Origin of the sequence: Streptomyces sp. CA-111067 (genome assembly GCF_050956065.1) — a bacterium.
GTDB lineage: Bacteria > Actinomycetota > Actinomycetes > Streptomycetales > Streptomycetaceae > Actinacidiphila.
This window is the reverse complement of sequence record NZ_CP192103.1, coordinates 5,104,115-5,117,222: the sequence shown is the minus strand read 5'-3', so window position 1 is coordinate 5,117,222 and position 13,108 is coordinate 5,104,115. Positions and strand designations below refer to the sequence as shown.

The 13,108-nt window shown below is 71.1% G+C and carries 12 protein-coding genes; 8 read left to right on the top strand and 4 right to left on the bottom strand.

Going from position 1 to position 13,108, the window contains the following annotated elements:
* Nucleotides 1-132: 132 nt before the first annotated feature.
* The 7 genes from ACQPW6_RS22330 (at nt 133) to pstB (ending at nt 9,336) form a co-directional block, all read left to right on the top strand.
* Nucleotides 133-2,361 (top strand): RNA degradosome polyphosphate kinase, encoded by a 2,229-nt coding sequence (locus tag ACQPW6_RS22330; protein ID WP_433891440.1) that lies wholly within the window; start codon nt 133-135, stop codon nt 2,359-2,361.
* 346 nt (nt 2,362-2,707) lie between these two features.
* Nucleotides 2,708-3,976, top strand: a complete 1,269-nt coding sequence (locus ACQPW6_RS22325) for a CHAD domain-containing protein (RefSeq protein ID WP_433891439.1) — start codon at nt 2,708-2,710, stop codon at nt 3,974-3,976.
* A gap of 377 nt (nt 3,977-4,353) precedes the next feature.
* On the top strand, nt 4,354-4,743 hold the full coding sequence (locus ACQPW6_RS22320) for an NUDIX hydrolase (RefSeq protein WP_433894621.1): 390 nt from the start codon (nt 4,354-4,356) through the stop codon (nt 4,741-4,743).
* Between the two features lie 363 nt (nt 4,744-5,106).
* On the top strand, nt 5,107-6,276 hold the full coding sequence (gene pstS / locus ACQPW6_RS22315; RefSeq protein ID WP_433891438.1) for a phosphate ABC transporter substrate-binding protein PstS: 1,170 nt from the start codon (nt 5,107-5,109) through the stop codon (nt 6,274-6,276).
* A 113-nt stretch (nt 6,277-6,389) separates the two neighbouring features.
* Entirely contained in the window at nt 6,390-7,376 is a 987-nt protein-coding gene (pstC, locus tag ACQPW6_RS22310; protein WP_433891437.1) for a phosphate ABC transporter permease subunit PstC, read from the top strand.
* Nucleotides 7,377-7,448: 72 nt separating this feature from the next.
* Complete coding sequence (gene pstA, locus ACQPW6_RS22305; protein ID WP_433891436.1) at nt 7,449-8,528, top strand: phosphate ABC transporter permease PstA; 1,080 nt, start codon at nt 7,449-7,451, stop codon at nt 8,526-8,528.
* Nucleotides 8,529-8,559: 31 nt separating this feature from the next.
* A complete protein-coding gene (gene pstB / locus ACQPW6_RS22300) occupies nt 8,560-9,336 on the top strand; it encodes a phosphate ABC transporter ATP-binding protein PstB (RefSeq protein ID WP_433891435.1) in 777 nt (258 codons plus the stop codon).
* Nucleotides 9,337-9,430: 94 nt separating this feature from the next.
* Here pstB and ACQPW6_RS22295 read toward each other — a convergent pair whose 3' ends face one another.
* Nucleotides 9,431-10,426 (bottom strand): anion permease, encoded by a 996-nt coding sequence (locus tag ACQPW6_RS22295; RefSeq protein ID WP_433891434.1) that lies wholly within the window; start codon nt 10,424-10,426, stop codon nt 9,431-9,433.
* 5 nt (nt 10,427-10,431) lie between these two features.
* Nucleotides 10,432-11,052, bottom strand: coding sequence for a DUF47 domain-containing protein (locus ACQPW6_RS22290; RefSeq protein WP_433891433.1), 621 nt, complete (start codon nt 11,050-11,052; stop codon nt 10,432-10,434).
* A 234-nt stretch (nt 11,053-11,286) separates the two neighbouring features.
* Here ACQPW6_RS22290 and ACQPW6_RS22285 point away from each other — a divergent pair, with 234 nt between their 5' ends.
* The gene (locus tag ACQPW6_RS22285) at nt 11,287-11,664 is read left to right on the top strand and encodes a metal-sensitive transcriptional regulator (protein ID WP_433891432.1); all 378 of its coding nucleotides are present in this window, start codon (nt 11,287-11,289) and stop codon (nt 11,662-11,664) included.
* A 73-nt stretch (nt 11,665-11,737) separates the two neighbouring features.
* Here ACQPW6_RS22285 and ACQPW6_RS22280 read toward each other — a convergent pair whose 3' ends face one another.
* The gene (locus tag ACQPW6_RS22280) at nt 11,738-11,935 is read right to left on the bottom strand and encodes a hypothetical protein (protein ID WP_433891431.1); all 198 of its coding nucleotides are present in this window, start codon (nt 11,933-11,935) and stop codon (nt 11,738-11,740) included.
* A 172-nt stretch (nt 11,936-12,107) separates the two neighbouring features.
* A complete protein-coding gene (locus ACQPW6_RS22275) occupies nt 12,108-13,046 on the bottom strand; it encodes a hypothetical protein (protein ID WP_433891430.1) in 939 nt (312 codons plus the stop codon).
* Between the last annotated feature and the right edge of the window lie 62 nt (nt 13,047-13,108).

Here is a 13,108-nt window from a genome sequence, read left to right as displayed (position 1 = left end):
CCCCCCACGCCCCCGCCCGACCTGCCGAAACCCCCGTCCGCACGGGACAATGGATCGACGGCGCCAGGTCGCCCCGCACAGGCCGCCGGCCGGGCGTTCCCCGTGCCGGAACCGGAGGAGGGCTCGCAGTCCATGGCCCAGACGAATCACCCCAGTGTCCCCGCCCAGCCCCAGCAGTCAGGGGGTGCGGGCACCACCGATGCCTTCGGCACCTTCAGGCCGCGGGTCGTACCCGACCTCGAACCGGAGGGCGCGGGTCTGGAGGCGGCCAGCGAGGAGTTCGGCGACGAGCTGCCGCAGGGCAGGTTCCTGGACCGCGAGCGCAGCTGGCTGGCGTTCAACGAGCGGGTGCTCGAACTGGCCGAGGATCCGAGCACCCCGCTCCTCGAACGGGCTAACTTCCTGGCGATATTCGCCAGCAACCTGGACGAGTTCTTCATGGTGCGGGTGGCCGGCCTCAAGCGCCGGATGGCGACCGGTGTCGCCACCCGCTCGGTGTCCGGGCTGCAACCGCGCGATGTGCTCGACCTGATCCTGACCCGGTCCCGCGAGCTGATGGCCCGGCACGCCGCCTGCTTCCAGAACGACGTGGCGCCGCAGCTGTCCGACGAGGGCATCCACGTCATCCGCTGGCACGACCTGACCGACAAGGAGCAGGCCAGGCTGGCGACGCTCTTCCGGCAGCAGATCTTCCCGGTGCTGACCCCGCTGGCGGTCGACCCGGCGCACCCCTTCCCCTATATCTCCGGGCTCTCGCTGAACCTGGCGGTGGTGGTCCGCAACCCGGTCTCCGGGCACGAGCACTTCGCCCGGGTGAAGGTGCCGCCGATCCTGTCCCGGCTGCTGGAGGCCGGGCCGCAGCGGTACGTGCCCCTTGAGGACGTCATCGCCGCGCACCTGGCGGAGCTTTTCCCCGGCATGGAGGTGCTCGACCACCACATGTTCCGGGTCACCAGGAACGAGGACCTGGAGGTCGAGGAGGACGACGCGGAGAACCTGCTCCAGGCGCTGGAGAAGGAGCTCATGCGGCGCCGCTTCGGGCCGCCGGTCCGGCTGGAGGTCGAGGAGTCCATCGCCCCCCGGGTGCTCGACCTGCTGGTGCACGAGCTGAAGATGAAGCACACCGAGGTCTACCCGCTGCCCGGGCCGCTGGACCTGACCGGCCTGTTCGCCATCGCCGGGCTGGACCGTCCGGAGCTGAAGTTCCCCAAGTTCATCGCGGGCACCCACCGCGACCTGGCCGAGGTGGAGTCCGCCTCGGCGCCGGACATCTTCGCGGCGATGCGCGAGCGGGACGTGCTGCTGCACCACCCCTACGACTCGTTCTCGACCTCCGTGCAGGCGTTCCTCGACCAGGCCGCCGCCGACCCCGACGTGCTGGCGATCAAGCAGACGCTCTACCGCACCTCGGGCGACTCGCCGATCGTCGACGCGCTGATCGACGCGGCCGAGGCCGGCAAGCAGGTGCTGGTGCTGGTCGAGCTGAAGGCGCGCTTCGACGAGCAGGCCAACATCAAGTGGGCCCGCAAGCTGGAGGAGGCGGGCTGCCATGTGGTGTACGGGCTGGTCGGCCTCAAGACGCACTGCAAGCTGTCGCTGGTGGTCCGCCAGGAGGGCGACACCCTGCGCCGCTACAGCCACGTCGGCACCGGCAACTACCACCCCAAGACCGCCAGGCTCTACGAGGACCTGGGGCTGCTCACCGCCGACCCGCTGGTCGGCGCGGACCTGTCGCACCTGTTCAACCGGCTGTCGGGCTACTCGCGGCGCGAGGAGTACAACCGGCTGCTGGTCGCCCCGCGCAGCCTGCGGGACGGCCTGGTCGCCCGGATCATGGCCGAGATAGCCCACCACAAGGCGGGCCGGCCGGCGTACGTCCGGCTGAAGGTCAACTCGATCGTGGACGAGGCGCTGATCGACGCGCTGTACCGGGCCTCGCAGTCCGGGGTGCCGGTGGACATCTGGGTGCGCGGGATCTGCGCGGTGCGGCCGGGCGTGGCCGGGCTGTCGGAGAACATCCGGGTGCGCAGCGTGCTCGGCCGGTTCCTGGAGCACTCGCGGGTGTTCGCCTTCGGCAGCGGCGGCGAGCCCGAGGTGTGGATCGGCAGCGCCGACATGATGCACCGCAACCTCGACCGCCGGATCGAGGCGCTGGTCAGAGTCGCCGATCCGACGCACGTCAGCACCCTCAACCGCCTGCTGGAGACGGGGATGTCGGATGACACGGCGTCCTGGCACCTGGCGGCCGACGGCAACTGGACCCGGCACAGCACCGATGCCGAGGGGCATCCGCTGCGCAACGTCCAGGAGTCGCTCATCGAGGCCCGGAGGCGCCGGCGTGGCCCCTCAGCAACGACCTGACCGCCCGCCCGCCGAGGGCGTTCCGACCCCCTCGGCCCGCCCGGCACCCGCCGGGCACCCGGGGCCTGGCAGCCCCTCAAGCACGCCGTCCGAGCCGCCACACCGGGATACGGGGACATCCACGATGCACGCCAAGCCGCCGAGCGACGACGACGGGCAGAGTGCCGCGAACGCCGCGCAGACCGGCCCCCCGGGGCGCAGAGAACCGGCCCCGCCCGGGGGCGCCGGGCGCCATGAAGCTGCGGGAAGCACCGGATCCGGCGGCACCGCGCCCGGCAGCTCCGGGTTCGGCGGCACCGCGCCCGGCGCGTCCGGGTCCACCGCGCTCAGCGGGACCGCTGGGGAGGTGCTTACGCGTTACCTGCGGGAGCGGGCCACTGACTTTCTGCGCGGGCTGGCGCTGCGTGGCGAGAACGAGGCGGAGGCGGACGCGCTGCTGCGCGGGAGCGCCCGCAGGATCGGTGGGGCGCTGCACACGTTCGCGCCGCTGACCGACCCCGCGTGGGCAGAACCGCTGCGCGCGGAGCTGGGGTGGCTGGCGTCCACGCTGTCCAGGGAGGCGCAGTACACCGGCCGGCTGGCCCGGCTGCAGGAGGCGCTGCGGCGGCTGTCGGTGCTCGCCGACCCGGTCGTCGACCCGGAGGCGCTGGCCGCCGAGGCCGTCCTGTCGGGCGCGGGCCGCGGCCCCGTCCGGATGCCGGCGAACGCCTCGCCCGCCGAGCAAGAGGCCCCGGTCAGCCGTGGCGCGGGACTGCCGGTGAGCGCCCCCGCCGGCCAGGAGGCCCCCGCCGGCCGCGGCGCGCGGCTGCCGGTGAACGCGCCCGCCGACCAGGATGCCCCCACAGGCCGCGGCGCCCTGCGGCTGCCCGCCGCCTCGGCGGCGGATCCCGGCGGCGGCAGCCGGATGGGGCTGCGCCGCCCCGCGGCGACCGGCGGCCCGCTCGCGCTCGGCGCGGCCCGCGCCGCCGCGCTGCTGGAGCGGCAGCTCACCCTGGCCAGGACGCGGGCGCACTCGGCGGCGCTCCAGGCGGTGGGCTCGTCCCGCTTCCACGCGCTGGCCGACTCCGTGGCCGTACTGGCCTCCGACGTGCCGCTGTCGCCGGTCGCCTCGGGCCCGGCCGCCTCCGTGCTGCCGCCGCTGGCCGCGCAGGCCCACCAGCGGCTGGCCGAAGCGGCCGGCGCGCTGCCGCTGCACCGGGCCGCGCACCCGTACAACGCCGACGCCGTACAGGCCGCGCTCGGCGCGGAACTGACCGCGGACCTGCAGGACGCGCCCTGGCACCAGGTGCGAATACTGCTCCGTCTGAGCCGCTACGCCACCGAGGTCTGCCGGCCGCGGGCGGCCGCCCCCGAGCCCGAGGCGGCAGGCGAGGCCGGCGACCCGGAGTCGCGGCGGCTGGCCGAGGCGGCCGGGCTGCTCGGGCGGCACCGGGAGGCCGCCGAGTCCGCCGCGGCCGTGGCCGCCGCGGCCCGCACCCCGCGGATCGCGCCGGCCACCGCCTACGCGCTGGGCGTGCTGCACGCCGACCAGCGGCACGAGGTGGAGGCGGCCAGGTTCGCCTTCTCCCGGCTGTGGCAGCGCACCGCCACCGTCCCCGGAGCGCGGCACGAATGACCCCCCAAGGCGAAGGCCCCGAAACCCCCGCCCGCGGCAACGGCGACGGACCTGACACGCACCCGACCGACCGGGGCCGCGGCCCCACCGACGCCGACGGCACAGACACGGCCCCCGACACCGACCCCGACGACACAGGCACGGCCGCCGACACCGACGCCGACCCCGACGACACAGGCACGGCCGCCGACACCGACGGCACAAGCACGGCCGCCGACGTCGGCGGCACACGCACGGCCACCTCCGCCGACACCGACGTCACACGCACGGCCGCCGACGCCGACGCCGGCGGCACCGCGACCACCGCCGGCGGCACCGCGACCACCCCCGGCAGCGGCCACCGCCCCGGCGCGGAGCCGGTCCTCGCCGCGGGCACGGTGCTGTGGCGGCGCACCAGCACCGATCCCCGCACCCCCGACGGAGTCGAGATCGCTCTGATCCACCGGCCGCGCTACGACGACTGGAGCCTCCCCAAGGGCAAGCTCAAGCGCGGCGAGGAGCCGGTGGCCGCGGCGCTGCGCGAGACCCGCGAGGAGACCGGCCTGGACTGCGAGCTCGGCGGCCCGCTGCCCACCACCCGCTACCCGGTGGACGGCCGCCCCAAGGAGGTCCGCTACTGGGCGGCCCGCGCGATGCCCGGCTCCTTCGTCGCCAACGACGAGGTGGACCGGATGGTCTGGCTGCCGCCCGCCGCGGCCCGGCACCGGCTCACCCATGACCACGACCGCCCGCTCGTGGACGCCCTGCTGCGGGTCCTGGAGAGCTGAACGGGGCTCGTGGGGGCGTCGGTCCGGATGGCCGAGCGGTGAACCGCTATACCACCGGGCCCCGGGCCGGCCGCCGCCGGGGCCGTAACCGGGCCGTGTCAGGCCCGTGACCTGGTCGTGTTCGTCACTTACGCAACGACACCACCGGATATCACTTCGTTACCACGGTGCGCTTGACGCGCGTAGCAAAACCACCCTGATAGACGAGGTTCACCATGCGTTCACCTCGCTCCATCGGCCGCTTCACTTCATCTGCCTAATTTCGGGCTTACCGGTGAGCATCACGCGACGCCGGGTGGATGCAGAACTCCATTACCTCTGCTTCGCCGTCCACCGGCGGGCTCTCGGAAGGAACACACGAAGGTGAAGCTTCAGCGTAAGAGCGGGCTGCGGGCCCTGACCGTCGGCGCGGTCACCCTTACCGGCGCGCTGGTCATGACCGCCTGCGGCTCGGACAACAACAACGACGGCGGCTCGACCCCGTCGGCCTCGTCCACGTCCGCCACCGCCGGCGGCACCAGCAGCACCGCGGCCAACGCCTCTGACATCTCCTGCGCGAACGGCAGCATCCTCTCCTCCGGCTCCACCGCGCAGCAGAACGCGATCGAGTCCTGGGTCAAGGACTACCAGCAGGCGTGCAGCGGCGCGAAGATCAACTACAAGCCGTCGTCCTCGGGCGAGGGCATCATCGACTTCAACAACGGCACGGACGCCTTCGCCGGCTCCGACTCCCCGCTGAAGCCGGAGGAGGCCGCCAAGTCCAAGAGCGTCTGCACCGGCGGCACCGGCATCGACATCCCGATGGTCGGCGGACCGATCGCCATCGGTTACAACCTGCCCGGCGTCAAGGACCTCGTGCTGGACGCGCCGACCCTGGCGAAGATCTTCGACTCGAAGATCACCAGCTGGAACGACAAGGCGATCAAGGCCCTCAACCCGAGCGCCACGCTGCCGAGCACCAAGATCCAGTCCGTGCACCGCCAGGACGACTCCGGCACCACGGACAACCTGACCAAGTACCTCGGCGGCGCCGCCAAGGCCCAGTGGCCCTACGAGCACGCCAAGGCATGGGCGGGCCACGGCGGCCAGGCCGCCGCGCAGTCCTCGGGTGTGGCCGCGCTGGTGAAGCAGACCGAAGGCAGCATCGGCTACTTCGAGCTCTCCTACGCGACCTCGCAGCAGATCCCGACCGTCAAGATCAACACCGGTGCCGCCGCCCCGGTCGAGGCCACCTCCGCCAACGCCTCCGCGGGCATCGCCTCCGCGAAGGTCACCGGCACCGGCTCCGACCTGGCCCTCGACCTGGGTGCCGCGTACACCACCAAGGCGGACAACGCCTACCCGATCGTCCTGGTGACGTACGAGATCGCCTGCGACAAGGGCAACAAGGCCGGCACCCTGCCGCTCACCAAGTCCTTCCTGAACTACATCTCCAGTGAGGCCGGCCAGGCCAAGCTGTCGGCCGCCGGCTACGCGCCGCTGCCGACCGAGATCGCCACGAAGGTCCGCGCCACCGTGAACTCGCTGTCCTGAACCACCGCGGCGGGTCCCGCGGCCACCACGGCCGCGGGACCCTCCGCGTATCCGGTGCACCGCCGCCGGGGAAGCCGGGAAGACCCCGGCCCCCACCCAGACCGGAGAATCCCATGACAACCACCGCACCACCCCCCACCGTTCCCGACCCACCCCGCACCAAGGGCGCCGTGACCCGCCCCGGCGACCGGATCTTCGCCGGCATGGCCCGCGGCTCCGGCATCCTGCTCCTCGTGGTGATGGCCGCCATCGCCGTGTTCCTCACCGTCCGGGCGGTCCACGCGATCTCCAAGGACCACGGGAACTTCCTGACCACCTTCGAGTGGACGCCCAGCCTGAACCCGCCGGTCTTCGGCATCGCGGTGCTGGCGTACGGCACCGTGGTCAGCTCGATCATCGCGATGATCATCGCCGTACCGATCGCGCTCGGCATCGCGCTGTTCATCACCCACTACGCGCCCCGCCGGCTCGGCGGCCCGATCGCGTACGTCATCGACCTGCTCGCCGCGGTGCCCAGCATCATCTACGGCCTGTGGGGGGCGCTGTACCTGGTCCCGCATCTGCGCGGGCTGAACCTGTGGATGGACAAGTACCTCGGCTGGACGGTGATCTTCGGCAAGGCCGACCCGAACTCCTCGGCCAGGTCGCTGTTCACCGTCGGCATCCTGCTGGCCATCATGATCCTGCCGATCATCACCAACGTCAGCCGTGAGGTGATCAACCAGGTGCCCCGGATGCACGAGGAGGCGGCGCTCGCGCTCGGCGCGACCCGCTGGGAGGTGATCCGGCTGTCGGTGCTGCCGTTCGCCCGCTCCGGCATCATCAGCGCCTCGATGCTGGGCCTGGGCCGCGCGCTCGGCGAGACCATGGCGGTGGCCACCGTGCTGTCCGCCTCGCCGACGCTGTCCGCGCACATCCTGGACCCGGTCGGCGGCACCTTCTCGCAGAACATCGTGGCCAAGTTCGGTGAGTCCGACGACTTCGGCCGGGACGCGCTGATCGCCTCCGGCCTGGTGCTGTTCCTGATCACCCTGCTGGTCAACGGCGCCGCGCGGATCATCATCCAGCGCCGCAAGGAGTACTCGGGGGCCAACGCGTGAACGAGCGTAGCGAGCGAACAATGAAAAGGTGCGTAGGTCGCGAAGCCGCCCCGAGCGCTGCGAGGGGCTGGCATGAGTGACATCGTCATGGACAAGGCGCCGGAGTCGGCAGAGCCGATGACGCCCCGTCTGGCTTCCAGGCAGCTGCCCCGCTGGGCCCCGCTGGCGATCGCCGCGGTGGCCATCGCGCTGGGCTGCGCGATCGGCGCCGGCGCCGGGTTCAGCAGCCACATCCAGTGGGGCCTGATGGCCCTGGTGTTCTTCGTCGGCGGCTCCTACGCCATCACCGCCCGGGTCGAGGGCCGCAGGCAGGCCAAGGACCGGGTGGCGACCAGCCTGATCTGGTCCAGCTTCGTCCTCGCCGTCATCCCGCTGTACTCGCTGGTGGCGACCACCATCAGCAAGGGCCAGAAGGTGCTGGACGGCACGTTCCTGACCCACTCGATGAACAACGTGCTGACCATCGGCCCTGGCGGCGGCGTCTACCACGCCATCATCGGCAGCCTTGAGCAGGTCGGCATCGCCGCCGTCATCGCCGCCCCGCTCGGCCTGCTCACCGCGGTCTACCTGGTGGAGTACGGCAAGGGCGCGCTGGCGAAGTGGGTGACGTTCTTCGTGGACGTCATGACCGGCATCCCGTCGATCGTGGCCGGTCTGTTCATCCTGTCGATCTGGTTCGTGGTCGTCGGCTCCGCGCCCGCCTCCGGCTTCGCCGGTTCACTGGCGCTGGCCATCCTGATGATGCCGATCGTGGTGCGCTCCACCGAGGAGATGCTCAAGCTGGTGCCCAACGAGCTGCGGGAGGCCTCGCTCGCGCTGGGCGTCCCGAAGTGGCGCACCATCACGAAGGTGGTCCTGCCGACCGCCATCGGCGGCATCAGCACCGGCGTGATGCTGGCCATCTCGCGCATCGCGGGCGAGAGCGCCCCGATCGCCCTGCTGGTGTTCGGCAGCGCCGTGATCAACACCGACCCGTTCCACGGCGCCCAGTCGTCACTGCCGTACTACATCTACGAGCAGTGGAAGAACGGCAACCCGGCCAGTTACGACCGCGCCTGGTCGGCGGCGCTGGTGCTGATCGCGTTCGTGATGATCCTGAACCTGGTGGCCCGTGCCATCGCCCGCTGGAAAGCGCCGAAGAACAGCCGCTGACGCGGCCATCAGCAGAAAAGAAGTGATCCCCATGGCCAAGCGCATCGACATCAGCGGCCTCTCCGCCTTCTACGGCAACTTCAAGGCGATCGACGACATCTCGATGACCGTCGAGCCCCGCACCGTGACCGCCTTCATCGGCCCGTCCGGCTGCGGCAAGTCCACCTTCCTGCGCACCCTGAACCGCATGCACGAGGTCACCCCCGGTGGCCGCGTCGAGGGCAAGGTGCTGCTGGACGACGAGAACCTGTACGGGCCCGGCGTCGACCCGGTGACCGTACGCCGTACGGTCGGCATGGTCTTCCAGCGGCCGAACCCGTTCCCCACGATGTCGATCTACGACAACGTGGCGGCCGGCCTGAAGCTCAACGGCGTCCGCAAGAAGGGCGAACTCGACACGATCGTGGAGAAGTCGCTCAAGGGCGCCAACCTCTGGAACGAGGTCAAGGACCGGCTGAACAAGCCCGGTTCCGGCCTGTCCGGCGGCCAGCAGCAGCGGCTGTGCATCGCCCGCGCGATCGCGGTCGAGCCGCAGGTGCTGCTGATGGACGAGCCGTGCTCGGCGCTCGACCCGATCTCCACCCTCGCCATCGAGGACCTGATCGGCGAGCTGAAGACCTCGTACACGATCGTGATCGTCACGCACAACATGCAGCAGGCGGCCCGGGTCTCGGACCGCACCGCCTTCTTCAACCTCTCGGCGGTGGGCCAGCCCGGCAAGCTGATCGAGATCGACGACACCCAGCGCATATTCTCCAACCCGTCCGTGCAGGCCACCGAGGACTACATCTCCGGCCGCTTCGGATAACCCCGACCGCCGTGCGGTGCTGCATGGCGGTGCCACCGCAAGGCGCAGGCCCCGCCTCCCCGATGGGGAGGCGGGGCCTGATGCGTGAGTGGACCTAGCCGAACGCGAGCCGCACCAGGTAGAAGATCCCGGCTGCTACCACGGCGGCAGCCGGCATCGTGATGAACCAGCCCGCCACGATGTTCTTGGCGACCCCCCACCGCACCGCCTTCACCCGCTTCGTCGCCCCGACCCCCATGATCGCCGAGGTGATCACATGCGTCGTGGACACCGGCGCGTTGAACAGGTACGACGTCGTGTACAGAATCCCCGCCGACGTCGTCTCCGCCGCGAACCCCTGCGGCGGATCGAGGTCGATGATCCGCCGCCCGAGCGTCCGCATGATCCGCCAGCCACCCGCGTACGTACCGAGCGACATCATCGCCGCGCAGACGAACTTCACCCAGATCGGGATCCCGTACCCCTTGGCCGGGTCGTGGATCACCAGCGCGAGCACCACCACGCCCATGGTCTTCTGCGCGTCCTGGAGCCCGTGGCCGAGCGCCATGCCGGCCGCCGAGATCGTCTGGGCGATCCGGAAGCCCCGCTTCGCCTTGTGCGGGTTGGACCGCCGGAAGAACCACAGGATCGCCAGCATCACCAGATAGCCGACCACCAGGCCGACCACCGGCGACACGAACATCGGGATGATCACCTTGTCCACCACGCCCGACCAGTGCACCGTCACCCCGCCGGCCAGCGCCGCGCCCACCAGCCCGCCGAAGAGCGCGTGCGTGGAGCTCGACGGCAGCCCGAAGTACCAGGTCAGCAGGTTCCAGACGATCGCCCCCGCGAGCCCGGCGAACAGCACGCCCATCCCGTTGCGGCCCTCGGGCGTGGCGATCAGGCCCTTGCTGACCGTGCCGGCCACCCCGCTGCCGAGGAACGCGCCGAGCAGGTTCATCACCGCGGCCATCGCCAGCGCGGCCTTCGGCGTGAGCGCCCGGGTGGAGACCGAGGTGGCGATGGCGTTCGCCGAGTCGTGGAAGCCGTTGGTGTACGTGAAGAAGAGCGCGACCCCGACGGTCACGATCAGTACGAAGGTGTCCACGTAGGTCAGGACTCCTTGACCGCGATGGTCTCCACGGTGTTCGCCACGTGCTCGAAAGCGTCCGCCGCCTCCTCGAGGACGTCCACGATCTGCTTGAGCTTCAGCACCTCGATGGCGTCGTACTTGCCGTTGAAGAGGTGGGCGAGCAGCTTGCGGTGGATCTGGTCGGCCTGGTTCTCCAGCCGGTTGATCTCGATCCAGTACTCGGTGAGGTTGGCCATCGTGCGCAGGTTGGGCATCGCCGCGGCCGTCAGGTCCGCGGCCCTGGCCAGCACCTCGACCTGCTGCTCGACGCCCTTCGGCAGCTCCTCGACGTTGTAGAGGACGACCAGGTCAACGGCCTCCTCCATGTAGTCCATGATGTCGTCGAGCGAGCCCGCCAGGGTGTAGATGTCCTCGCGGTCGAAGGGCGTGATGAAGGAGGAGTTGAGTTGGTGGAAGATCGCGTGGGTCGCGTCGTCCCCGGCGTGCTCCGCGGCCCTCATCCGCTCGGCGATCTCGGTCCGGGTTGCCGAATCGGCCCCGAGCAGTTCCATGAGGAGCTTCGAACCAGTGACGATGTTGTCCGCGGAGGCGGCAAACATGTCATAGAAGCTCGTCTCCCTGGGGGTCAGACGAAAGCGCACGTGAGGTCCTCGGGATACATCGGGTCAGGTCTCGTTGATGCTAGGCGCATCTTCCAGCCACGACTAACGGGCGTCACCCAGTGTCGCCTATCGCTCGGCATCCCCTGGACTGGGGATGCCTCGCACACTGTATCGATTCGGTAAGATATACCCACCAGGGGTATAACGGGACAGAAGAGGGCGGCAGGGATGGCAGCGGCGGACACGACACGGGCGAGTGACGGCAAGGCGGACATGACGGAAAGCACGGCTGATCCGGCGCGGAGCCCCGCGGGCGAGGGTTCCGCGGACGCCGGAGACCCCGCGGACAAGATTGTTCCGCCGCCGGGACCACATGGCTATAGCCACGACAAGGAGTCGCACCTCAAGCGGCTGCGCCGGATCGAGGGCCAGATCCGGGGCCTGCAGCGGATGGTGGAGGGGGACGTCTACTGCATCGACATCCTCACCCAGGTCTCGGCGAGTACCAAGGGGCTCCAGTCCTTCGCGCTGCAACTGCTGGAGGAGCACCTGCGGCACTGCGTGGCCGCGGCGGCGGTCGGCGGCGGGCCGGAGGTCGACGAGAAGGTGGCGGAGGCGACGGCGGCGATAGGCCGGCTGCTGCGGACCTGACGGCTTGCGCCTGCGCCTGCTGCCCGTGATCCGCAGGGGGGTGGGTCGCCCGTGCCGTCCTAGGTCCGAGGTCCTAGAGGCCGTGGTAGGCGAACAGCGGCCGTACCGCCGGCTCGCGGTCCCGTCCCACCTCGAGCACCTCGTCGATCCGGGCGAAGCTCAGCCGCTCCTCGCCGGCGGCGGACGCGGCGATCATCAGCTCACCGCAGAGCTCGATCTCGGCCAGAGCCACCGGATCGTCCTGCACCGAAGTTCCGGGCGACGGCGCCATACGCGCACCACCTCCTCCTCCAGAGTCCCGCGCGCCGGTCACCATGCGTCACAGATGAGCCGTTGCGCGACCGCGCACGCCCGCGACGGCCGCCATCAAGCGTAGGCAACCGACCCCGTTCCGCGCATGGCACGGAAGGACCATTTCGGCGCGGCCCGATCCGGCGGGACCCTTACCCAGGTTGGGCAGAAACGATCTTTCCGGTCCAGATGTCCGCAGCTCGGGGCATACTCACGGGCACCGCGGCGCCGAAGTCGTCGAAGCTGGTGGTAGAGACCACTGTCACATCGGGTCCCGCGCTGTGCCCGGCGGAGCCGGAACTGAACGTGAACGTCTGGCTCAACTGGCGCAGCCGCCCCTGCCCGTCCAGCCACGCGTCGAACGGCACCCGGGTCACCGAGAAGCCCTTCGACGCCGCCGTCAGCGGTCCCTGCCCGGACGGCTCCGCGACCTTCGCGGCCCGGGCGATGTCCGCGGTGCCCCGGTAGTGGCTGACCTTCGTACCGGCCAGGGTCTCCTTGCCGACCAGCCGGACGTCCCGCGCGCCGCACAGCAGTTGGGCCGCGGCCAGCGGCTCGGTGGCGCCGCCGGTGACCAGGTTGCCGTCCGGCAGCCGGGCGGTGTCCACCCGCACCCACTTACCGGCCGGCACGCCCGCGCCGCGGTCCTTCATATAGAGGGCGCCGGGCGTGAGCAGCTCGGTGAGCGGCTTGTGCTCCTCGGTGCCGGCCGCGTCCGGGGGCAGCAGCAGCCGCAGCTCGCCCTGCCGCCTGGCGTAGTCGAAGCCGCCGCTGCCGGTGATGGTCAGCCAGGTGCCGCCGCTGGCCATCCGCATCGTGGTGTGAACGTGCGAGGTGCCGGCCTTCACCAGGGTGTCGGCCGCCGCGCTGATCGCCTCGGCGGAGTCGCCCGCGCCGGTGGGCGGCCGGCTGTCGGCGGCGGCGCCGTCGCCGGCGCACCCGGCCAGCAGCGCGGCGCAGAGCCCGGCCCCGAGAGCCGCCGCCCCGGCCCTGGCCTTGTGCTTGTGCTCGTCCCCGGCCGGACCGGGTCGCCGGGGCCGCCGCCCCGGCCGCTCCCGTACCGACGCCGTCTCCCGTCGCCCCGTGGACATCGCCGCCACCATTCCGCATCGTCCTGCACCGCCCGTACCGGCGGAATCGCCGGTATGCCTGT